The organism is Moraxella atlantae NBRC 14588, from assembly GCF_001591265.1.
Taxonomy (GTDB): Bacteria; Pseudomonadota; Gammaproteobacteria; order Pseudomonadales; family Moraxellaceae; genus Faucicola; species Faucicola atlantae.
Window position 1 is genome coordinate 85,458 of the sequence record NZ_BCUL01000006.1, and the last position, 21,576, is coordinate 107,033.

General features: G+C 51.1%; 19 protein-coding genes and 1 pseudogene. 5 read left to right on the forward strand and 15 right to left on the reverse strand.

The window, feature by feature from the left end:
• The first annotated feature begins 119 nt into the window (after window positions 1-119).
• The 3 genes from MA2_RS05330 to MA2_RS05340 all read left to right on the forward strand — a co-directional run bounded on the left by MA2_RS05330 (window position 120) and on the right by MA2_RS05340 (window position 4,388).
• Complete coding sequence (locus MA2_RS05330) at window positions 120-425, forward strand: glutaredoxin family protein (protein ID WP_079352021.1); 306 nt, start codon at window positions 120-122, stop codon at window positions 423-425.
• Window positions 426-556: 131 nt separating this feature from the next.
• Complete coding sequence (polA, locus tag MA2_RS05335; RefSeq protein WP_067057607.1) at window positions 557-3,424, forward strand: DNA polymerase I; 2,868 nt, start codon at window positions 557-559, stop codon at window positions 3,422-3,424.
• Between the two features lie 52 nt (window positions 3,425-3,476).
• Window positions 3,477-4,388, forward strand: coding sequence for a LysO family transporter (locus MA2_RS05340; protein WP_067057611.1), 912 nt, complete (start codon window positions 3,477-3,479; stop codon window positions 4,386-4,388).
• 53 nt (window positions 4,389-4,441) lie between these two features.
• On the opposite strand, the gene MA2_RS11120 is transcribed toward MA2_RS05340, so the two are convergent.
• Window positions 4,442-4,645, reverse strand: coding sequence for a hypothetical protein (locus MA2_RS11120; RefSeq protein WP_079352022.1), 204 nt, complete (start codon window positions 4,643-4,645; stop codon window positions 4,442-4,444).
• 128 nt (window positions 4,646-4,773) lie between these two features.
• On the reverse strand, window positions 4,774-6,282 hold the full coding sequence (locus MA2_RS05350; RefSeq protein WP_067057618.1) for a cation:proton antiporter: 1,509 nt from the start codon (window positions 6,280-6,282) through the stop codon (window positions 4,774-4,776).
• Window positions 6,283-6,382: 100 nt separating this feature from the next.
• On the opposite strand from MA2_RS05350, the gene MA2_RS05355 reads away from it, so the two are divergent.
• Window positions 6,383-6,568, forward strand: coding sequence for a hypothetical protein (locus MA2_RS05355; RefSeq protein WP_067057619.1), 186 nt, complete (start codon window positions 6,383-6,385; stop codon window positions 6,566-6,568).
• A gap of 3 nt (window positions 6,569-6,571) precedes the next feature.
• On the opposite strand, the gene MA2_RS05360 is transcribed toward MA2_RS05355, so the two are convergent.
• From MA2_RS05360 to MA2_RS05405, 11 genes and pseudogenes are all read right to left on the reverse strand, one after another.
• Window positions 6,572-7,348, reverse strand: coding sequence for a tRNA threonylcarbamoyladenosine dehydratase (locus MA2_RS05360; protein ID WP_067057622.1), 777 nt, complete (start codon window positions 7,346-7,348; stop codon window positions 6,572-6,574).
• Between the two features lie 71 nt (window positions 7,349-7,419).
• Window positions 7,420-8,298 (reverse strand): TatD family hydrolase, encoded by an 879-nt coding sequence (locus MA2_RS05365; RefSeq protein WP_067057625.1) that lies wholly within the window; start codon window positions 8,296-8,298, stop codon window positions 7,420-7,422.
• A gap of 68 nt (window positions 8,299-8,366) precedes the next feature.
• On the reverse strand, window positions 8,367-9,224 hold the full coding sequence (locus tag MA2_RS05370; RefSeq protein WP_067057628.1) for an RsiV family protein: 858 nt from the start codon (window positions 9,222-9,224) through the stop codon (window positions 8,367-8,369).
• A gap of 68 nt (window positions 9,225-9,292) precedes the next feature.
• Window positions 9,293-9,448, reverse strand: a complete 156-nt coding sequence (locus tag MA2_RS11125; protein ID WP_156470937.1) for a hypothetical protein — start codon at window positions 9,446-9,448, stop codon at window positions 9,293-9,295.
• A gap of 33 nt (window positions 9,449-9,481) precedes the next feature.
• On the reverse strand, window positions 9,482-9,802 hold the full coding sequence (locus tag MA2_RS05375; protein ID WP_067057631.1) for a hypothetical protein: 321 nt from the start codon (window positions 9,800-9,802) through the stop codon (window positions 9,482-9,484).
• Window positions 9,803-9,910: 108 nt separating this feature from the next.
• A pseudogene (gene msrB, locus MA2_RS05380) lies at window positions 9,911-10,186 on the reverse strand (peptide-methionine (R)-S-oxide reductase MsrB); the annotation flags it as partial.
• A 402-nt stretch (window positions 10,187-10,588) separates the two neighbouring features.
• Window positions 10,589-11,731, reverse strand: coding sequence for an ABC transporter permease (locus MA2_RS05385; RefSeq protein ID WP_067057743.1), 1,143 nt, complete (start codon window positions 11,729-11,731; stop codon window positions 10,589-10,591).
• Window positions 11,731-12,981 carry an ABC transporter permease gene (locus MA2_RS05390; RefSeq protein WP_067057637.1) on the reverse strand — a complete coding sequence of 417 codons (1,251 nt, stop codon included), beginning with the start codon at window positions 12,979-12,981 and terminating at the stop codon, window positions 11,731-11,733. Before MA2_RS05390 ends, MA2_RS05385 begins: the two co-directional genes overlap by 1 nt.
• 45 nt (window positions 12,982-13,026) lie before the next feature.
• Complete coding sequence (locus MA2_RS05395; RefSeq protein WP_079352025.1) at window positions 13,027-14,292, reverse strand: HlyD family secretion protein; 1,266 nt, start codon at window positions 14,290-14,292, stop codon at window positions 13,027-13,029.
• Between the two features lie 71 nt (window positions 14,293-14,363).
• Window positions 14,364-16,103, reverse strand: a complete 1,740-nt coding sequence (locus tag MA2_RS05400; protein WP_067057640.1) for a TolC family protein — start codon at window positions 16,101-16,103, stop codon at window positions 14,364-14,366.
• A 145-nt stretch (window positions 16,104-16,248) separates the two neighbouring features.
• Window positions 16,249-17,355 (reverse strand): RNA-guided endonuclease InsQ/TnpB family protein, encoded by a 1,107-nt coding sequence (locus MA2_RS05405; RefSeq protein WP_067057644.1) that lies wholly within the window; start codon window positions 17,353-17,355, stop codon window positions 16,249-16,251.
• A 215-nt stretch (window positions 17,356-17,570) separates the two neighbouring features.
• Here MA2_RS05405 and dinB point away from each other — a divergent pair, with 215 nt between their 5' ends.
• Window positions 17,571-18,635, forward strand: a complete 1,065-nt coding sequence (dinB, locus tag MA2_RS05410; protein WP_245945281.1) for a DNA polymerase IV — start codon at window positions 17,571-17,573, stop codon at window positions 18,633-18,635.
• Here dinB and MA2_RS05415 read toward each other — a convergent pair.
• Both MA2_RS05415 and argS read right to left on the reverse strand, forming a co-directional pair.
• Entirely contained in the window at window positions 18,632-19,438 is an 807-nt protein-coding gene (locus MA2_RS05415; protein ID WP_067057647.1) for an SPOR domain-containing protein, read from the reverse strand. The two genes, dinB and MA2_RS05415, sit on opposite strands and share 4 nt — an antisense overlap.
• 44 nt (window positions 19,439-19,482) lie before the next feature.
• Window positions 19,483-21,297, reverse strand: a complete 1,815-nt coding sequence (gene argS / locus MA2_RS05420; RefSeq protein WP_067057650.1) for an arginine--tRNA ligase — start codon at window positions 21,295-21,297, stop codon at window positions 19,483-19,485.
• Window positions 21,298-21,576: the final 279 nt, after the last annotated feature.

The following is a 21,576-nucleotide window of genomic DNA, read 5'->3' on the forward strand; positions in this document are numbered from 1 at the left end:
GCGGCTATTATGCCATATTTGGCAAAATGGGTGAATTTTTGCCAAATTTACTTTATGCTTGCCCGATTCGCCCAAATAACGATTTGTTCTTTTTTTAAAACATCCGATTGCCAAACACCATGCCAAATCAAACGCACCAACGCCCAGTGATACCAGTCAAATTAGCCACCCTCATCCCCCAACCCACCGACGGCGTGTGGCAGCTATACGGCACGTTAGGCTGTCATCTGTGTGATGAGGCGGCGCAGCTTTTACGCTATGCGCAAGCGGTCACACGCTTTGACTGGCGGGTACTTGATATCGCTGACTTACCCGACGCGCAAATGCTTGCCCTTGCCGATAAAATCCCCGTACTGGCAACGCCTCGCGGAATTTTGTGCTATCCGTTTACCTTGCCCGAAATTGTCCAGCATGCAGGTGGCTGACTTTTTTAAAATTTTTAAATGGATTGAATATATATTTTAGCAAGTAAGTATTTTATCAAAAATTTACAGCTAAAATAGCGTATAATAGCGCGTTTAGATATCGCCAAACTTATGCTAAAAAATACAAATTTATGACTGACTCAACTCAACAATCCACCGCATTGCTACCCACACAAACCACCGACCCCAACCGCCCACCGTTGGTGTTGATTGATGGTTCGTACTACTTGTTTCGTACATTCCACGCGCTGCCCGTGAGCATGCAAAACGCGCAAGGCATGGCAACCAACGCGATTAAAGGCACGCTCAATGCCATCAAAAAGCTGATGAATCGCTATCAACCGACGCACATGCTGGTGGCGTTTGACACCAAAGCGCCGACGTTTCGCCATGAGATGTCGCCGATTTATAAAGGCGACCGTCCGCCCATGCCGTCTGAGCTTGCCGAGCAAATCCCGTACGTGCATCAGCTGATTGAGACGCTCGGCATTCCACTATTGGCACTGGATGGTTTTGAAGCGGATGACATCATCGGCACATTGGCGCACCGTGCGTGCGTGGCAGGTGAGCGCGTCATTATCTCAACGGGCGATAAAGACATGTGCCAGCTGGTTAATGGGCAAATTTTGGTCGAAAATAGCTTTGATGAAACCGTGCTTGACCGTGAGGGTGTGTTGGCAAAATTTGGTGTGGCACCCGAGCAAATCATTGATTATTTGACCTTGATGGGTGATAGCTCAGACGGTATTGCAGGCGTTAGCGGTGTGGGCAAAGTCACCGCGCAAAAGTTATTGAGCCAATACCAAACCATCGACGGCATCTTGGCAAATTTGGCAGAACTTAAACCCAAACAGCGCACGACGTTTGAGGCAAGCCTTGAGAGCATCGCGCGTGACAAAATTTTGGCGACGATTCGCACCGATATTGAGGGCTTGCCCGATTGGGAAGATTTACGCCTACCGACTGACCCTGCGCACAACATTGAGCAGCTGCGCGCGCTTTATACCGAATTGGATTTTAAGCAAGAGCTCAAGTCACTTGACCATCCCAACCACCCTGCCAACCAACGCAGCATGACCTTAGCAGATGACGGACAAAGCACATCACCAAACAAGCCCCAACTGGCCGCACCCGTGGTACAAAAAACTTATCACACCGTGCGTACCCGTGAGGCATTTGACGAACTGCTAACGCGGCTAAAAAACGCACCTTATTTTGCTGTGGATACCGAAACCAGCGCACTCGACTGGCAACAGGCCCAATTGGTCGGTGTGTCACTGGCGGTGCAAGCGCATGAAGCATTTTATATCCCTGTAGCGCATGTTGATGAGCTTGGGCAACCACTGCCCGACCAACTGGCGCGCGATGTGGTGTTGCGTGCGCTCAAGCCACTGCTTGAAGACCCTGCGATTGGCAAAATCGGGCAGCATTTAAAATATGACGCGCATATTTTTAAGCATTATGACATTGACTTGAACGTATCGCCTGCCAACTGGCAAATGGACACCATGCTGGCAAGCTATATCATCAACCCAACCGCCACACGGCACAACATGGATGATTTGGCACGGCATTATTTGGGCGTGACCACCACGACGTTTGAGGACGTAGCAGGCAAAGGTGCAAAACAGCTGACATTTGACCAAGTTAATTTGACGGCAGCAAGTGATTATGCGTGCGAAGACGCGGATGTCACTTGGCAACTGTTTGCAACCTTCAGGCAAACACTTGCCGATGATGACAACGCCCAACGCCTGCTAAATAACATCGAAATCCCCGTTGCACAAATTTTGTGCGCCATGGAGCATACGGGTGTGTTGATTGATAAAGCATTTTTACATCGCTTGTCAGATGAATTTGATGCGCAAATTCAAGCACTTGAAGCGCAAGCACACAAGCAAGCAGGCGAAGCGTTCAACCTTGCCAGTCCCAAGCAGTTGGGTGAAATTTTGTTTGGTAAATTGGGCTTAAGCGGCGGCAAAAAAACCAAAACGGGACAGTATTCGACGAATGAGGCGACATTGGCAAGCCTTGACCACCCACTGGTCGATACGGTGCTTGAATACCGCGCCTTGGCAAAGCTCAAGAGCACCTACACCGACGCACTGGCAAACGCTGCCGACGCGTACGACCGCGTACACACCAGCTACCATCAAGCCTTGACCAGTACGGGGCGGTTGTCATCAAGTGAGCCAAACTTGCAAAACATCCCGATTCGCACCGATACGGGGCGGCTGATTCGTCAGGCGTTCATCGCGCCACCGTCACGGGTGGTGATGTCGGCGGACTATTCACAAATTGAGCTGCGGCTGATGGCACACTTTGCCCAAGACAGCGTGCTGATGGGGGCGTTTCAGCAAGGGCATGACATTCACCGCGCTACCGCCGCTGATGTGTTGGCAAAGCCACTGGCTGAGGTCAGCAGTGAGGAACGCCGTCGCGCCAAGGCAATCAATTTTGGATTGCTGTATGGCATGAGCGCGTTTGGGCTGGCAAAACAGCTTGGCGTTGCCCCACCCGAGGCGCAGGCGTATATCGATGCGTATTTTGCGCGTTACCCAACTGTGCAAGACTATATGCGCAAGACCCGTGAGCAGGCGGCGACGCATGGCTATGTTAAAACGCTACTTGGGCGCAAGCTGTACACGCCCGACATGCACCACGCCAACCGCAATGTGCGTAACGCCGCCGAGCGTGCGGCGATTAATGCACCGCTGCAAGGCTCAGCTGCGGATATCATCAAGCTTGCCATGATTGCCGTGCAAGACGCGCTAAATACTGCGGATTTGAATGATGCCGCTACCTTGCTGCTACAGGTGCATGATGAATTGGTGTTTGAGGTTGAGCAAGATCAAGTCGAGCAAGTACGCAAGATCGTGCAAACTGCCATGCAAAATGTCCTCACCGACACCGCACCCCAACTTGGCTGGACGGTAGATTTTGCCGTGCCCTTGGTGGTTGAGGTTGGTGTGGGCAGTAACTGGGATGAGGCGCATTAGTGATCGGTTGGTTCTGCCAAACGCGTGTCACCAATAGCCGTTATGCTGCGCTATGCTAGACACGTTGTTTACCTTACTGTGGGTGCTATCGCCACTGGTGATTGGCTTTTGGCTGCCGATCCCGTCGCGCTATACGCCGCTGATTAATCGGCTGCTGTCGGTATTGGTGTGGGCGATTTTGCTGCTTATCGGCATGTCATTGGCGCAGGTGCATGATATCGGCGCGCAGTTTGGCGCGATTGCGCGCTATGTGATTTGGCTTGCCGTGTGCTGTATGGGTAGCGGCCTGATTGGCTTGATGCTACTAGACAGACGCTATCCGCTCACCCGTACGCATCAAGCCAGCCAAGCTGCGCCCAACCTTGTGCTGTCAGGCACGTTCATGCAGTTAGCGTGTCTGGGCGTCGGCTTTGGCATTGGACGCATGTTGCCAATCGCGCAAGGTACGCTCTCATGGGGGATTAAGCTTGCGCTGGCGTTGTTGATTTTGTCGGTCGGGATTGGGCTTGCCCATTCAGGCTTACGCTTGCGTGAGGTACTGCTGGATAAACGCGGCGCGTTGATTAGCCTCGTGTTTTGCGTTAGTGTGGCAGTCGGCGGTGCAATCTTTGCGCTGACAACGCCAAGCGTTAGCCTGACGCAAGGCTTGGCACTGTCATCGGGCTACGGTTGGTATTCGCTATCGGGAATTTTGATGACCGACCGTTATGGCGCGGTGTGGGGTACGGTGGCATTGCTCAATGATTTGCTGCGTGAGCTGTGTGCGTTATTGCTGATTCCATTGATTATGCCGCGCTATCCCAGTGCCGCAGTGGGTCTTGGTGGGGCGACAAGTTTGGATTTTATGCTGCCTGTCATTCAAAGCAGTGGCGGCAATGCCATGATTCCGTTGGCCCTAAGCTTTGGTTGCATCACCAATCTGCTTGCCCCACTATTGATGGTGATGTTTGCCCATTTTGGTTAGCTTTTTTTGTCAAAGTTTGTAAAAATTTGGCAAACACTGACACCAAAAAAATTTCAATCAAAATCTGCCGCGCTGTCAAGCAACGCCAGCACCGCCGCATGATTGGCATAACGTTGGCGCAAGTTGGCGAACTCACGCGCCAAATTGGGATAACGGCAAGCGGCTGGCGTTTGTCCCGATGCGGATAAATGCGCCAAACGTTGGCATTGTTGGCGTTTGGCAATCGCGGCTTGCACATCGGGCGGTATGTTGCGCATAGGTTTATGCGTTGGTAAATGTTGGCAAGCACTCAGCCAGCCTGCGCTTAGCCAACTGAGATTTAACCAAACTAGCCCCGTTACCGACCAAACCCACCGCCTAGCCATGGCTGACATCTATTAAAGCATTAAAAACTGCGCTTATCAGGCACATCTTCCAACGCTTCACCGCCCTTGACACGCGGATACGGCAACGCCATGCCAACCGCTTCGGGCGAATCTTGAATAACCAACGGGGGCGGCTGATACCGCGAGATCACCTCCTCGCCGTTTTCGTCTTCATCAATCACGTATTTGTAGCCTTTACGGTTGAGTTTTTCACACAAGCGCTGATACCAACCTGCAAAGCCCTTGGTTGGCGCGTCGGGATTGTAATAAAACGCGTTCATCACCGTAGGCAAACCAAGCCCACAGACCACGCCCGACATCAGCACGGCAATAAACGTGTACGCCACCAAATAGCTGCTATAGGGTGCCAATTCTTTGACGTTGGCAACCGACAAAATCAGTGCCAGCGAAATACCGCCGCGCACCCCACCCCATGACAAAATCGTCAAACTGCCATTGTAGGTGTGTTTTTTCCATGACGGAAAAAACGAGAACGCCAAAAAATTGCCGATAAAGCGCGACACGTGCAACGCCAAAAACGCCACCAAACCGCCCAAAATCAGCTCTAAATTCAAATCCAAAATAAACAGCTCAAGACCAATCAAGGTAAACAAAAACGAATTGATGATCCCCTCGATGGTATGCCAAAAGTGATTGACATCATCGACCTCACGCTCTTGCAAAATCTGCTTCCAACGATTGCCGACCATCAAACCACCAATCACGCATGCAATCGGCGCAGACGCATGGGCATGCAGCGCGACCAAATACGAACCACTTGCCAACAATGCCGTGGTCAAAATCAGCGACTCAGGCTCATGCTCACCGCTTAAAATCCGCAGCGTCATGCTGCCAAAAAACCAACCAATCAACGCTGCAACCACGATTTCATACAGCAGCACCTCGATGGTATGAATAAAACTAAAACTGCTGCCTTGAATCACATTCAAAATCGTCATAAACAGCGCGATACACACCGCGTCATTAAACAGCGACTCACCCTCAAGCTTGACCATCAAATGCGCAGGCGCTTTAACCGAACTTAGCACACCTTTGATCCCTATCGGGTCGGTCGCACCCAATGCTGCACCCAACAGCAGCAGCACCGCAAACGGGATTTTATAGCCGTTGAGCCATTGAAAACCAAACATAAATCCAGCAAAAAACAGCGCGCACAGCACCAACGCAAGGCTTGCCAAAATACTAATCGGCTTCCAATAATGCTTAAGATCTGATACCCGAAACTTCAGCGCGGACGCGGTCAAAATAAAACAAATGACCCCATTGATTAAAAAATCATAAAAATCAATGCGCCGTACCGCCTCCTCGATGTTGTGAATATTAATCGTAATAAAGCTGTTATTGCCAAATAGGCTCACACTCCACTGCAAAATAAACACCAAAATCGCCGACACAATCGGCACGCCAATCGCAGGCGGAAAGCCCAAAATCCGCCGATTAAACAACGTCGTGATAATCGACAGCGCACACACCGCCGCAACGACTTGTAAGAAAACAAAATTACCCATAATCAACCACGCGCCAAACCATTGCCGAATTTAGATAAGCATTTTTAACACAACACAAGCTTGCACTTGCTCCATCAGCCAACATAGCTTAGGACAAAACTTGCCAAAACAGAAAATTCAAATAAAAAAATATCAACAGACAGCCACCACAAACACAAAAAAAACGCCAAGCCAAACCCTTGACTTGACGTTTTTTACCTTAACAGCTATCAAACTCATTGCAAGCAAATTTTGGTTACATTTTGCAACACAAAATTACCAATTACATCATCCAATGCTAAACTGACACCTAAGGTGCCGCAAGTTTTAACCCTTCTGCCACCATCACCATACCCACCACTGAGGTCACCGCTACCGCCGAACCATAGCCGCCACAATGTAAGCCGCCTGTTTGGCAGGTCGTGTCAAACTTGGGTGCTTCGCTAGAAAACACACAGCGCAAACCAAATTTTTCTTTTAATTCGCGATTGATGTTGTGTTCACGCAAACGTTGGCGCAGCTTGGCGAGCAATGGGTCTTGGTAGGTATCGCGCAAATCACTGACGGTAATAGCGGTTGGGTCAATCTTACCACCCGCGCCGCCTGAGATGACCAATTTTAGCTTGTTAAATCGACAATGCAGCGCGATGGCAAGTTTGGCGTGAATATCATCCACGCAATCTAGCACCAGCACCGCCTCGCCTGCTGCTTGTTTGGCAGCCACCTGAGCGCGACTGGGAAGCAAATCTTTGACGTTATCTGCAGTCAAAAAGTCATCAACCAACTGCAGCGTCAAATGTGGATTGATTTGGCGTAGGCGCGTTGCCATTGCCTCGATTTTGCTCACCCCAAACGTACTATCTAGTGCAGGTAATTGACGATTGACGTTCGAGGCGACCAGCACATCCAAGTCAATCAACGTCATGCTACCAACACCCGTACGTGCCAAACCCTCTGCCACCCACGAACCCACACCGCCTACACCAATGACATACGCGTGCAAGCGTTCAAATTTGGCAAACCGCGCCGCACTATACAGCGTTTGCGTGCCCGTAAAGCGGCGTTGGTATTGGTCAGTATCGGTCATGGGTGGTCACTTTGTTGGTTAAATATTTTTGGTTAAATCTGGTTGATTGAGCATGACAAAATTGGACAATGCTACAATCCGCCAACGATCAAACGCGAGCAAACGCGAGCAAACGCGCCAAAATCCTGTTGCAATGCCACGCTGCTGTTGTGCCACAAATGTTTGGCTAACACGTCTTGCTCAACATTTAGCAGCGTAGCAAGCTCTGCCAACACAAACAGCAAATTGGCAGGCACATTGCGCCGCCCATGGGTAGCATGGCACGGCAATGGGGTAAAATCGGGGCAATCGGTTTCGATCACCAAACTATCTAGCCCCACCGCTGTGACCAATTCCACCAAGGCATGGCGCAGTTTTTTGGCATTTGGGTTGGTGACCTGCCCTGTCACACCAATTTTAAAACCCAAATCCACCAAGGCTTTGGCTTCTTGGATACCGCCGCTAAAACTGTGTGCGATGCCACCATAGACAAATTTTGCCGCTTTCAGCATAGCAATGGCATCGGCATGGGCGCGGCGAATGTGCAACAATACCGGCAAACGGTGCTGAGTTGCCAAATTTAGCTGGGCGTCAAATAGCTGCTGCTGCTTGGCGTAATTTTCTGGTGCTTTGAGTTCAGCGGTAAAGGTATCTAGCCCGATCTCACCGATGGCAATGCTGCCATGTTTGTCCAAGTACGCTGCCAAGATGTCGATATCATCGGGCGCATGTTGGCCAATATAAGCAGGGTGCAAACCAAACGCAAGATGCGCTTGTGGCACGCGCTCGGTTTTGGCAAGCTGTTGCAGCTGATTCTGGCAAGCCAACATGGCGTCAAATCGCCGCGCCAAAAAGCCAATCAGCACCACATGACGCACGCCCACATCATACGCCAAACGGCTTTGCTCAGCGCGATCACGGTCAAAGTCGGGCACATCAAAATGCGTATGGGTATCAATGATGGGTAGCAAAATCGGTCACCACGTCTAACGGCTTTTGGTTGACAAAATACATCACACAGCAGCTAAATAGCTAAATGCTATGTACGGGGCAAATATTGAGGACGTACAATGCCTTGTAACTTGGCATAGGGAATGGTGATTGACGGCGCACCAAACGCATAAAACGCTAATTCATACGGCTGATATTGCAGCAACAAGCCCTCGCGCGTCCACGTGTAGTTATCGGTTAGGGCAAACTTCCAGTCTTTAAAATGCTTGATGGGGTCAATCTTGCTGCGCTTGAGCTGTGCGGTAAAATCCGCCCGCGCCAAGGCTTCTAAGCGCGGTTTTTGTTTGGGCAATAGCACATCATCCAAACTCACTGCACGTTGGCGCGCCATGTCAAAAACAAAATGCTGAATGTTACTTACACCATGCGCGCCGCCTAGGTAGGTGTAGCTATCGACCGCAAGCATTTCTAGCATGCCGCGGTGTCCATTGTAGCGCGGCATGGCACTGACCTGCACGGGTATGCCATCATTCTGTTGCCAGTTGTCACGCGCTTTGATGTTGGCACTATTTTCACGCACAAGGCTGTCAATCGCGGCATTGATCGCGGTTTTGTACTGCGCTTGGGTGGGTGTAGCGATGACCCGTAACGCTTGGTCTTGGCGTTTGGTGGTGTTTTCATCACCAACGACAAATAAAGCGCCAATGACGGCTTTATTAACACGGCTATCGAGCCATGCATTGCCTGTATCAATCAGTCGAAAATTAACCTCAGGACACGCTTTGCCACAACGTTCAGGGTGGGTAAGTGCGCTGTCTGTATCGGGCTGATAGGTGTTAAAGTACAAATCCTGCGCCAACGCTTGCCCACTAACGGCACCAAGTAGCAATACGGCGCTTGCCCATTTGCTAAATGATTGAGCAGTTTGTGGCGTTGTGGCTCGCATGTGCTGATCCTTATTGTTCTGCGCTGAATTGCTCTGCGCTGATTTTTTATCGGTTAATTTGTGATGGTTTAATGTTTGGGTTGGGCAGATGGGCGCGTGTTGGTGGTGCTATTGGTTGTCGGGTTAGCCAGCGGCACATTATCCGCCTGCGAGCTACTGCGCCGTGGTAGGAGCAACAACGCTGCTCCCACGGTGGCAAGTTTTAACACAGTGGCGATTTTCATGGGGTTTTGACCGTGATCGTACCGATGGTACCATCAGCTAAAATGCACAGGCTCTTCATCATAAACATTGGCGTGCCACTGCGACACTTGACGCTGCATAAAGCTTTGAATTGCCGCGTGGATCATGTGCTGCCCGATGTATTTGCTGTCTGCGCCCAGCATTTTGCGCACTTCGTCAGAAAATTCAATGGCAACCAATGGTGCTTCATCGCTGTGCGCGGCGCGTAGCACCAATTTGCCGTCGTCTTGTTCGACAAACTCTAACATCATTTTTTCAACACCTGCTTCTGTACTGCGTTCGGCTGAGACTTCCATTTCCTCCCAACGCGTATCATCTAAATTGGTCTTGTACATGGTCAAGCTACCTTTATCCTTGTGCAAATCAGCAAAACCTAAGCGACACCATCGTCGCGTATTGCCATTAAAATGGGTACACAGCAGATAAAAATCAAGTTTGCGCGGTTACTTAACCAGTGGCACCAACGCGCCATAGCCTGCAGCAGGCATTTGCGCCAGTGGGATGAATGTGAGCGCGTCGCCGTTGATGCAGTAGCGCAAGCCGCCTTTGTCGCGTGGGCCGTCATCAAACACGTGTCCTAAGTGCGAGTTGGCAGCCCGTGAGCGCACCTCGGTGCGTACCATGTTAAAGCTGGTATCGGTTGTTGTGGTAATCACTTGCGGGTTAATCGGCTGGGTAAAGCTTGGCCAGCCACAACCTGAGTCGTATTTGTGCGTGGTTGACTTCCTCCCCTCCCTAAAGTGAGGGGATTCCTTCTGCAAGACGGTGAAGCCCCACCGCAAACCTAAGACAATGGCAACCGCCCGTACGACACACCGTACATCTTAGGTTCTTATTTTAAGCTAATCCTACCGTTAGGATTGTCATAGACACGAATTAGCTTAAGTGTGTGTTTGGAAACGTCTTACCAGTTAAGTTACTGCGTACTCGCAATTTAGTCTTAACTTAACTGTGGAATGTAAGACATTGAATATAGTGAGATGAGTATAGCAAAACTCATCGCATTTAACAATTGCCTTATATCCACCGCCTAAAGGCGGTGGTTTTACGGCAACGAATGATAAAAAACCGCTCAAATAGCGGCTGAGCGGTTTTGGCAAAGCGGCAGCTATCTGCCTGCCCTAGTCCTCACTGGCAAACCATTGCAGCAGCAGCAAGCACACCAACGTGATAATCATCAGCGCGGCAAAATAGGTCGTGGTATCACCCAGTGGGTCGCCCATTTGGTTGAGCATGACCGAGGCATTCATGCCCGAAGTGCTTGGCAATAGCCAGCGCACGTATTGAAGCGGCTCAGGCAGCATCGCCTCAGGCCACGTAATACCCGAGATAAATAGCATCGGCATCGAGCTGACCACCAAAATCTGCATGGCGCGTTCACGCTCACCAAACCACACGCCCAGCAAGCAGCCCAGCGAGGTCACCGCAGGGAAAAACACAACCAACAGCAACAACGAACCTGCCAAGTTTTGGTTACGTGGATAATCATTGAGCGCAAATACCCAACCGTAATAAAAACAGCCCAAAATCACCCCAATAAACGACAAGCCGACCACACGCGCCAGCCACGTCTTAAAATGCGCGCGATACGTCTGCCGCTCGACCCATGTGCCAACCAGCATTGCCGTGCCCATCAAGTACATCTGCTGCAAAATCAAAATCGCCACGGGGGGTACGACATAGCTGCCATAACCTTCAGTGACGTTGTATAACGGGTTGATGGTGATATTGACAGGCGAAAAACTGGCTTTGGCAACATTGATATCCTGCCCCTGCGCAACCGCGCGTTTGATTTCTGCCCCTGCCGATACCGTACCTGCAACCTCCATAAAACCCGTTTGCACTTGTTTATTGAGCAAAAAATAATTACCATTTGCCAAGATACTGACTTTGGCGGCTTGCCCTGAATTGACGTTTTGAAACAAATTGGGCGCAATGACCATATAGCCTGCGATTTTGCCTTGCCACATCAGCTGACGCGCTTGGCCTTCATCGGTGACGACCTGCGCATCAAGGCGTGGATTGGCTTGGGCATAGCCAATCATGGTGTTTGATAGCGTTGAGTGGTCATAATCGACAATCGCCACAGGCACATGGCGCACAACTTCATTTTTGTACGGCCACGGATAAAAAAAGCCGTACAAAATTGGCGCGATAATCAGCATCGTCATCACGCCTTTATCGGCAAGCGCACTTTGCCACACCGCCAGCACTTGGCGCAAAAAACTGCGCTCCCACACATCGCGCACGACCCGTTTTGCCATCAGCGCTGCCCCCATTTTTCAGGTTTTAGCAAGGCTTTTTTGGTCAAAGCTGCCGACAATAGCAGGGTGATGGCAACCGCCAACATAAAGCCATACGCCGCCGAGATGGCATAGCTTGGGGGCGCGCCCATTTGAATTTGTGGGGTTTGTACGCGCAAATAATGCGTCAGCGGCAAGGCATTTGCCCAGCGTTGGGCGGCAGGGCTCATGGCGATGAACGGGAACGTCACGCCTGAAAATGCAAACGACGGCGCGGAGATAAAACCTGTAAATGACAAACCTTGTCGATACGAAAACGTGCCAACAGTGACAATCACGCCAAGCCAAAACGACACCATCATAAACAACAAAAATATGCCATACGTGACCGCAAGCGATGCCAAACGCACAGGATAAATGCGCGTATCAAGGGTCAAAATCACCGCCCCCCACAGCGTATACGCCAACATTGCCCAAATCAATTTGCCATTGAGCCCTGCCATAACGCGCCACAGTGTCGGATAGGCAGGGTCACCGCCGATACTGGCATACCACTGCCCCAGCGTTTTGTCGCGCAGTTCACGCCCAATGACTGACGCACCAATCACCATCGACAAGATATGCAACAAAGCAGGCATGGTGGTGACGGACAAAAACTGTTGGTAGTTGTTGGCGGTGTTAAATAGGCCAATGCTTTGGGTTTGAATGGGTGAATAGCTAGTACGAACGGTGGTGGTGTCTTCACCTTGGGCAATACGGCGTTTGATTTCTGCCCCTGCCGAAAACGTGCCCACAGCGGTACGCACGCCTTTTTGCACCATGCCTGAATGCGTTCCAAACTGGGCATTGACATTGAGCAAAAGCCGTGTGGGTCTGCCGCCTTGCAAGTTATCGGCAAAATCGTACGGAATTTCAATCACACCGTACACCTTGCGCTGCTCAATGGCGCGTTGGGCGGCAGCGGCGTCGGGCAATTCGGCGACGACATCGACCTCGGGCGTGGCATCAATGTAGCGGATCAAGGTGGTAGATTGCGCGGTGTGGCTGTGGTCAATCACCGCCACAGGCACACCAACCAGCGCGCCTGCGCTAAAGGTCCACCAAACCAAAAACACAATCAGCAAGGGCAGCCAAAACATCACGGCAAAATCCCACGGGTTGTTTTGCAAAAACACCATCTCACCTCGCGCGCTGCGCCAAAACGCAGCAAACAGCCCACCGCGTTGGTTGGGCTGTGTGTTGGTGACAGGCGGAACGGTTTGGCTAGGCATGCGCTATTATCTAATTGTGCTCATTGTAAAGGTTGAACGCTGCGTTTATTTTGCAGCAGTCTGATTGTTGTCGGCAGGTATTTCGACCAACACCGTCATGCCTTGGCGCAAACGGCTATCAGGCTTTTGCGGATGGGCGCGAATCTCAAACGTGCGCATATCAAAGCCGTCTTTGCTGTTGGTTGGTCGCCATGTGGCAAAATCTGACAACACCGAGCTTGAATACACCTTGAACACTTGTGTGTATGGCTGCCCATCGGTCGATAGTGCAGGCACTTTACCCGTAAACTGGCTACCGACGGCAAAACGTCCAAGGTTATTTTCGGTGACATTAAGCACCACCCATTGGTCAGTCGGATCAACGACGGTCACCAACGGTACGCCTTGCCCAACCACTTGCCCCGGTTTGGCAATGACATCATCAACAATGCCTGCAATCGGGCTTTTGAGGTTAGCTTCGTCTTTGGCCACCAAGGCTTCTTTGATTTTGCCCTCAACTTGGCGCACCTGCGCGGCAGCACCTTCGATATCTTCACTGCGCGCGCCTGTTTTGGCAAGGTCGTATTGCGCTTTGGCGGCGTTGGCTTTGTCTTGGCTGGCGCGGTAGTTGGTGTAGGCCTCATCGCGTTTTTGGCGCGACATCAAGCCTTCGCTGGCAAGGCGATCGACGCGCTCAAAGGTGGTCTTTGCCAAATCCGCTGCCGATTGTGCCGCTTCGTACTGATAACGCGCCATCTCAATTTCTTGCGGTCGCGCCCCATTTTTGGCTTTATCAAGTTGGCTTTGCGCCGCATCACGGGCAGCGCGCGCTTCTTCTAGCTTGGCGTTGATTTCAGGGCTTTCCATGTCAATCAGCGGTGTGCCGATGGTGATGTTGTCACCTTCTTTGACATAAATTTGGCTAATCCGCCCTGCCACTTTGGCAGCTACAGGCGTTTGCCTAACCTCGATACGCCCTTGTAGCGTCGTCGGCTCGGTGCTGATTCCGGCTTTATCTTTGAACAATCCCCACAGCACCAAACCTATTAGGCTAAGCAAAATCAAGGTGATAATCAGACTGCGCAGCTTGCTGGGCTTTTTGGCAGGTGGTTCGTAAGCAGGGGCAGGTGGCGCAGGCGGCGGTTCAATGGGCGGCACAGTGCCTGCAACAGACGGTGTTGGATCGGCTGACGCTTGTGCAAGCGGCTCGTCGATTTCTTCCACCGTGGTGGTTGTGGTGGTGACAACGACATGGCGCGGTTGTTGCGGCTCTACCGTGTTCGCGTCGAGGCGTGGCGCGTCGTGTGAGGTGGGGTCGTTGGGGTTTGCCATAGGTTGCCTGTTGGTCTCAACGGTTGGTTATCAGTTTTTTTACAACTTTTTAAATTAAAGCACGGCTCATATTAGCTTGCGCGCTGCTCAAAATAAATTGCAGGCAGCTTAATATCTGCGCTTTGCATGTATTGATTAAACGCCAGCGGTGTGCCACAGCTTTGCATCAGATCCGCCAGTGCTTGCACGTAGTCGTTGGCAGCTTTTGCTTGTTCGGTTTTTGCCTTTTGCAAATTGGCCTCAGCTTGCATGACTTCAACGGCGGTATTCACACCTTCTTGAAAGCCCAAACGGCGAAAGCGTAGCATTTCACTGGCAAGCTCAATGTTGGTGTTGAGTGCGATGTAATTTTGTTGGGCGTTTTTGACGCTTTGCCAGTTTTTTTCGACCAATAACATGATGTTGTCGGCGGCATCGACTTGGCTAAATTCGGCTTGGTGCAGCTTGGCAAGGCTTGATTGACGGCTGGCATCGCGGTCGATACCGCCCCATAGTTTCCAGTTGGCGGCCACGCCTGCTATCCAGTTGTCAGCGGTGCCTGCTTGCGCGCGCCCAAATACGGTGACGGTTGGGCGATAGTTGGCTTCGCTAAATGCGTGCAAGGCTTGGGCTTGTTGGTATTTTGCCGCCACTTTGGCAAAGGCAGGGTGGTGCTGTTTGGCTTGCTGCTGAAAATACGCCAGCGGCGGTAGCGGCTTGGTGGAGACAAACAACGGTGAGGTTGGGCGCACGGCATACGGGGTGCGTAGCATACGCTGCAGCGCGGTCATGGCAAGCTGGGCATCGTTTAATGCTTTGATATTTTCGTATTCGGCATCAGCCAGTGCTTTTTTGGCTTCTAGGCGGTCTATTCGTGAAATCAGCCCGACATCCAGCGAGCGTTGGGCGGCGTGGTCGGTTTCTTGGATGGCATGCAAGGCTTGGTTGCGCAAATACGCCGCCATGATAGCAAGCTGGGTCTGAAAATAACGCTTGGCAAGCGTGGTGTATTGTTCATCAAGTGACAGGCTGGCATCAGCGCGGCTTTCGTCGGTCATGCCGTTGAGCAAATCGGTTACCGATTGGGTGCGATTGCCATTGTACGCCGACCACAGCACCGTAACATTGGCGTTGGCAAGGTTGCGATTGACGTCGCGTGAGATGTTGTTGGGCACACTGTCATCAATCAAGCCGCCGATATCGCTTGGGGTTGGCACAGGAATGGGTAAGGGCACGGGCAGCGGATTGGCTAAATTGCCCAAATCCGTGCGCACGTCGTTTTTAAAATCTTTGGTATCAATATCCACATCGACATGGGCGTGGGCGGCGGTTGCGCCGATGAATACCACAGGCTTGTTGAGGTTGCGCGTGGAGTCGGCGCGTAAGGCATTGCTGACGATGTTGGCGTTATCGGCGGCAACTTTGGGTGATACTTGCACCAAATACGCCTGCGCTTGGCTAAGCGTCAAGTAGCTGGGGACATTGACTTCCACACTTGGCGGAAACGGCACGCCATTGTTAATGACTTTGTCAAAGTTTTGCGCGGAATACTCAACGGCAGGCACTTGGGCGATATCGACAGGCTGCGGACTTGGTGGCGCGGTGATAACGAGCGGCGTGTCGGTCGGTGTCGCGTCGGGGTTTGGCTTATCTGTGCTTAGCGCGGTTGGGGCGTTGGAGGTGGCATTGGCGGTCTTGGCCAAATCATCGGCACACGCAGGTTGGGCGATGCCACACCCCAACGCGGCATATAGCGCGACCTGCAACGCCTGTGCACTGCCTTTGCGTGCGTGCGGCAACGATTGTCGGATAAAACGAAATTTGGATGTCATGGCACTCACTATCGCTGATGAACCGTTGCTAAACAAAATCGGGCATAAAACCACTACACCGCCAAACCAATGCTGAATTGTAAAAACTTGCGCATGACTCGTCAATCTATACTTTTGACTGGCATTTTTTGACTTCCTCCCCTCCCTAAAGTGAGGGGATTCCTGCTCCCAGACGGTCAAGCCCGACCGCAAGAATGTTCTTACTAGCATTGATATCTCTATCATGCCGTGTGCCACACTTCGCACAAGTCCATTCTCTTATTCGCAAACCTGCGCTACCTTTCGGACTGTTGCTGTCGATTTGACCGCAACACGAACAAGTTTGGGTAGTGTATCGTTCATTCACGATTTCAAAACGGCAACCTGCGTTCTCGCATTTGTAGGTCAGTTGGCGTTTGAGTTCAAACCAACCTGCATCGTAAACCGATTTGGCTAGTCTGCCTTTTTTGCTGTTAAATTGGGCGGTTTTTACATCGCCGACCACGATTAGGGCATTATTTTTGACTAGCCGGGTGGTGAATTTGTGTATCAAATCTTGGCGTGTGTTTTTGATTTTGGCATGAATAGCCTTAACACGCCGTTTATTTTTAGCTCTTTGAGCAATAGCTAAATCTTTGGCATATTTGAGCGTTTGCTTGATGGTAAGTTTGTCACCGTTTGAGGTGGTGGCACTGTCTTTAAGCCCTAAGTCTATGCCAACACTGCCAGTACCGCAAGTGGGTTTGAGATATTTTTTGACGGTGATACAGGCATACCATCGGTTACGGCTGTCTTGGACGATTTGGCAGGTGTTGATTTGATACAGGCTAAGATTGTAGCTGTCCCATACGTCTATCAGTAGCTTTTGTCCTTTGGCTAGGCTTAGTTGTAAGGTGGATTTTAAGCCTTTTTTGCCTGTTTGGTGCGTGGCAATGTGTTTGATGGCAGATTGTTTAAATGGTAGCCAACCAAGTGATTGACGCTTTGAGTTTGGATTGTTGGTTCGCCATGATAGTTTGGCTTTTTTGCATTGGCGACGCGATTTGGCGTGGGTTTCGTTGATGGCTTGGATGGTTTGCGAGTGTAAGCCAAGGAATTCACCGCTACCTTTGGTATATTCGTTTAGGTCATAGGCTGAAAAGAATTTGCCTGTTTTTTGTAGGTACTTGTAACTCAAGTCATTGATGTAGTTCCATACGAAATTAACCGAACCGCTTAGGCGGTTTAGTTGGTCTGTGTGTTTATCTCGTATGCGTAACTTGAGTGTTTTCATGGGTTTATTTTAACATATTTAGTATCTTATCGTGTGTAAGCATAGCTACTTAAGTTGCCTTATATCCACCGCCTAAAGTCGCAGGTTTACGGCAACGGAAGATAAACGTTTGCCCGTCGTCGTGGATTTTTGCCGATACCGCCTTTATAATGGCGGTTGATGGCTGTTTTGATGCCACATATTTTATGTCATTGATTTGGCAATCAAATTTTAACATGGTACAAAAAATTATCCACATCGACATGGACGCATTTTATGCCAGTGTCGAGCAGCGCGACAACCCTGCATGGCGTGGGCTCCCCGTCGTCGTTGGCGGTGACCCCAACGGGCGCGGCGTGGTCGCCACCGCAAGCTATGAGGCGCGGCAATTTGGCGTGCGCTCTGCCATGTCGTGTTATCGTGCGCGCCAGCTGTGTCCGCAAGCGGTGTTTGTGCGCCCACGCTTTGAGCTGTATCGCAGCATTAGCCAACAAATCCGCGCGCTAATGCAGGCATATAGCGATTGCATCGAGCCGTTATCGCTCGATGAGGCGTATCTGGACGTATCAGCCAGCCCTTTTGAGCAGGGTTCAGCCACACGCATTGCCAACCGCTTACGCAGCGATATTTGGGCACAAACAGGCTTGACTGCGTCGGCAGGTGTATCATACAACAAAATGTTGGCAAAAATCGCCTCAGATATCAATAAGCCAAACGGTATTGCCGTCATTACACCTGAACAAGCGTTGGATTTTATCGCCGCCCTACCCGTCAAAAAATTTCACGGCATTGGCAAAGCAACAGTCAAAACCTTGCACGAGATGGGCATTTACACGGGTCTGGATTTGCGTAACACGCCAAGCGCGGTACTCAAGCAACGATTTGGCAAACGCGGTGAGTTTTATCACCAAATCAGCCACGGCATCGACCCGCGTGCCGTCAAGGGCGAGCGTGTGCATAAATCGGTTGGTTCAGAAAGTACGTTTGCCCACAATTTGACCGATAAATCTTTGATTTTGCAAGCCTTAAATCAAGAAAACACCAAAGCTTTTGCTCAGCTGACACGCAAGCACAAACTTGCCCACACAGTAACCATCAAGGTCAAATACAGTGATTTTAGCCAGCTGACACGCTCACACAGCTTTAGCGCGCCTGTGACCTCAGCGCAGATGGTTGAGAGCTGGCTGGCGTGGCTATACGAGCAGACCCCACAGGCCCTGCCCGTGCGCTTGGTCGGGGTGACGTATTCTAACTTGGTCAATCCCGATGACTGTGACCAACTGGCATTGTTTGGCGACTAGCGGTAACGCTGCTCAACAATAATCGAATCAATGCCGTTGTTTTGTAGCTGACGATGGGCGAGCGCGGCTTGCTCAGCGGTTGGCATGGTGCGTGAAATGACTTGGTACAAAATTTGGTCTTGTGCGTCACGTTTTTTGACGATTTGGGCATCCACCCCTGCCATGAGCACTTCGGCGCGGCGACGGTCAGCGTCGCTGGCATTGTCAAAGCTATTGATTTGTAAAATATACGTCGTGGCGTTGGTCAAGTCATTGCTGTTGGCGGTCGCGGCTGTAACTGTACCAGCTGCTGCACTCGCGTCATCGTTTAGCGTTTTCGTGCCGCCCATGTAGTCTGCGCCATTGCGTTCAATCGCCGCCACCGTTGCCGATTGCATGGGATTGTCGGTTGTGGTCACAGGTGCAGAGGTGGCAGCATTCGCGCTGCTCGGTATCGGCGCAGTCACCACCGCGTCGGGCTTGGCAGTGGACGGCAATCCCGATGCGGTAATGGCTTGGTCAGGTATGCCGCTGACTTGTTGCTGACGCAGCAAATCATAAAATTGATAATCGGGCATTTGCCCATCGGGCGTGCTTGCCGCCGCTTGCGCCATTGCACTGGCAGGTGCAGGCTGTGCGCTAACCTCCTCATGCTTGCCCCACGGATTCCACAAATACAACAGCAGTACCAACCCAAGTGCTAAGATGACACCGACCAACATCGCCGCCACCAACGACGCGCTGTTGGTCGAGGTGTTGGGGGTTGCGCCGCGTTTGGCTTTTCCCCCAATCGGTGGCAGTTTGGATGAGGTTTTTTTGGACATGATCAAATCCTTGGGTCAGCTAGGCGCGTCTGTCAAGTAAACGCTTACATGCTTGTTGGTGCAGACAAGCCAAGCAAAATCAGACCGTTTTGGATCACTTGGCGCACCGCTTTAGATAGCCGCAAACGCGCTTGCATAAGGTTGAGCGTATCTGCATCGGGCATGTCACCGTCTTTTGGCAAAATCCGATTGTCATTGTACCAACCATGAAACGCGCTTGCCAAATCTTTTAGGTAATTGGTTAAAATATGCGGCTCATATTGCAAGGCGGCGCGGCGCAGCGTATCAGGATAATTTGCCAAACGGTTCATCAATTCTAGCTCAATTGGCTGGGTTAGCAAGGCTTGATGAGCTTTGCCTGCCGCGTCATCTACGCTAAGATTGCGCTCCTCTAGCCGCTCAAGCACGCGGCAGATCCGCGCATGGGCGTACTGGATATAATACACCGCGTTGTCTTTACTTTGCGATTTTGCCAGCTCAAGGTCAAAATCCATGTGCTGCTCAGGCTTGCGCGCGACATAATAAAACCGTGCCGCATCGTTGCCGACTTCCTCGCGCAGCTCACGCAAGGTGACAAACTCGCCCGAACGCGACGACATCTGTACCTGCTCATCGCCGCGCCAAAGGGTGACAAACTGCACCAAAATCACCACCATGCGCGCCGCATCATAGCCAAGTGCCGACAATGCCGCTTGCACGCGCTTGATGTAGCCGTGATGGTCTGCGCCCCACACGTCAATGATTTTGTCAAAACCGCGCTCAAGTTTGTGACGGTGGTAGGCGATATCTGAGGCAAAATAGGTGTACTGCCCATTGGCACGGCGCACGACGCGGTCTTTTTCATCGCCAAAATCGGTTGAGCGAAACCACACGTTGCCGTCTTGCTCGTACAAATAACCGCGCTTATCAAGCTCATCAAGCGTCGGTGCGATGGCATCTTGCAACGATTTTTCGCTAAACCATGCATCATAGCGCACGCTAAAGTCTGCCAAATCGTCTTTGATATCAGCCAAAATGCTGTTGAGCGCGGCATCATGAAACACCGCATAGCCTTCACCCAATAATGCTTTGGCATTGGTGATCAAGCCATCAATATGGGCTTCTTTGTCACCCGAAACCAGTTGTTTGTCGCCATTGGCAGCTATACTAAACACCGCATCGTCGGGTACGTCTTGGCGCAAGGCTTGCCAATCGATGGCGTACGCGTCGCCGTGCTGTTTTTTGATGGTTTTGGCAATCTGGGTGACATAATCGCCTTGATAGCCATTGACAGGGAACACGACAGGCGCATCAAACAACGCTAGATACCGCAGCAGCGTACTGGTCGCTAGGATATCCATTTGCCGCCCTGCGTCATTGACGTAGTACTCACGCTGCACTTGATAGCCCAACGCTTCAAGCAAATTGGCAATACTCATACCAAACGCCGCGCCGCGCCCATGCCCAACGTGTAGGCTTGAGGTCGGATTGGCAGAAACAAACTCGACTTGGATTTTGTGTTCGGCAAATTCATCGCTGGTGCCAAAATCGCCACGCTCACGCATGATGTCATCTAGCACAGCAAAATGCGCATCGGCATCCAAGAAAAAATTGATAAACCCTGCGCCTGCCAACTCCACACGCGCAATGCCTGCCGTCTGCGGTAACGCATCAATGATGGCTTGTGCCAACACACGCGGTGGCTGTCCTGCGGCTTTGGCAGCAACCAACGCCAAATTACTGGCAAAATCGCCGTGTGCACGGTCTTTGGTGCGGCTGATGGTGCTGTTGTTTTGCCAATCGCTGGGCAAACGTCCATCGGTTTGCAAGGTGGCAACGGCTTGGTCAAGGGCGGATTGGATCAGGCTTGGGTCGGACATGACGCTCTCAAAATGGTTTTACAGGTTAAAGGTAGCGTTGAAGTAAAAACAAGTCATATTGGCAGTATTGGGCGCGTTTCAAGCGCGTCTTATACCACATAAACATAAAAAGTTGTGCCTAATATAGCAATTTTTGGCATTTTTTTCATCTGCTTTGCTAACTTGCCTTGTCGTTGTGGGCGGTGGCAATTACATTGCTAAAACAAGATGCGCGCATGTTTTGGCTTATAATACCGTTCGATTTGTCATGACCTGTGGCGCGCTGTCATTGGCAACCGC

What these genes read in the sequence shown, in the direction of transcription:
- MA2_RS05330 (WP_079352021.1), top strand. Translation starts at nt 120, where the DNA reads ATGCCAAATCAAACGCACCAACGCCCAGTGATACCAGTCAAATTAGCC.
- polA (WP_067057607.1), top strand. Translation starts at nt 557, where the DNA reads ATGACTGACTCAACTCAACAATCCACCGCATTGCTACCCACACAAACC.
- MA2_RS05340 (WP_067057611.1), top strand. Translation starts at nt 3,477, where the DNA reads ATGCTAGACACGTTGTTTACCTTACTGTGGGTGCTATCGCCACTGGTG.
- MA2_RS11120 (WP_079352022.1), bottom strand. Translation starts at nt 4,645, where the DNA reads ATGCGCAACATACCGCCCGATGTGCAAGCCGCGATTGCCAAACGCCAA.
- MA2_RS05350 (WP_067057618.1), bottom strand. Translation starts at nt 6,282, where the DNA reads ATGGGTAATTTTGTTTTCTTACAAGTCGTTGCGGCGGTGTGTGCGCTG.
- MA2_RS05360 (WP_067057622.1), bottom strand. Translation starts at nt 7,348, where the DNA reads ATGACCGATACTGACCAATACCAACGCCGCTTTACGGGCACGCAAACG.
- MA2_RS05370 (WP_067057628.1), bottom strand. Translation starts at nt 9,224, where the DNA reads ATGCGAGCCACAACGCCACAAACTGCTCAATCATTTAGCAAATGGGCA.
- MA2_RS11125 (WP_156470937.1), bottom strand. Translation starts at nt 9,448, where the DNA reads ATGAAAATCGCCACTGTGTTAAAACTTGCCACCGTGGGAGCAGCGTTG.
- MA2_RS05375 (WP_067057631.1), bottom strand. Translation starts at nt 9,802, where the DNA reads ATGTACAAGACCAATTTAGATGATACGCGTTGGGAGGAAATGGAAGTC.
- MA2_RS05385 (WP_067057743.1), bottom strand. Translation starts at nt 11,731, where the DNA reads ATGGCAAAACGGGTCGTGCGCGATGTGTGGGAGCGCAGTTTTTTGCGC.
- MA2_RS05390 (WP_067057637.1), bottom strand. Translation starts at nt 12,981, where the DNA reads ATGCCTAGCCAAACCGTTCCGCCTGTCACCAACACACAGCCCAACCAA.
- MA2_RS05395 (WP_079352025.1), bottom strand. Translation starts at nt 14,292, where the DNA reads ATGGCAAACCCCAACGACCCCACCTCACACGACGCGCCACGCCTCGAC.
- MA2_RS05400 (WP_067057640.1), bottom strand. Translation starts at nt 16,103, where the DNA reads ATGACATCCAAATTTCGTTTTATCCGACAATCGTTGCCGCACGCACGC.
- MA2_RS05405 (WP_067057644.1), bottom strand. Translation starts at nt 17,355, where the DNA reads ATGAAAACACTCAAGTTACGCATACGAGATAAACACACAGACCAACTA.
- dinB (WP_245945281.1), top strand. Translation starts at nt 17,571, where the DNA reads ATGGTACAAAAAATTATCCACATCGACATGGACGCATTTTATGCCAGT.
- MA2_RS05415 (WP_067057647.1), bottom strand. Translation starts at nt 19,438, where the DNA reads ATGTCCAAAAAAACCTCATCCAAACTGCCACCGATTGGGGGAAAAGCC.
- argS (WP_067057650.1), bottom strand. Translation starts at nt 21,297, where the DNA reads ATGTCCGACCCAAGCCTGATCCAATCCGCCCTTGACCAAGCCGTTGCC.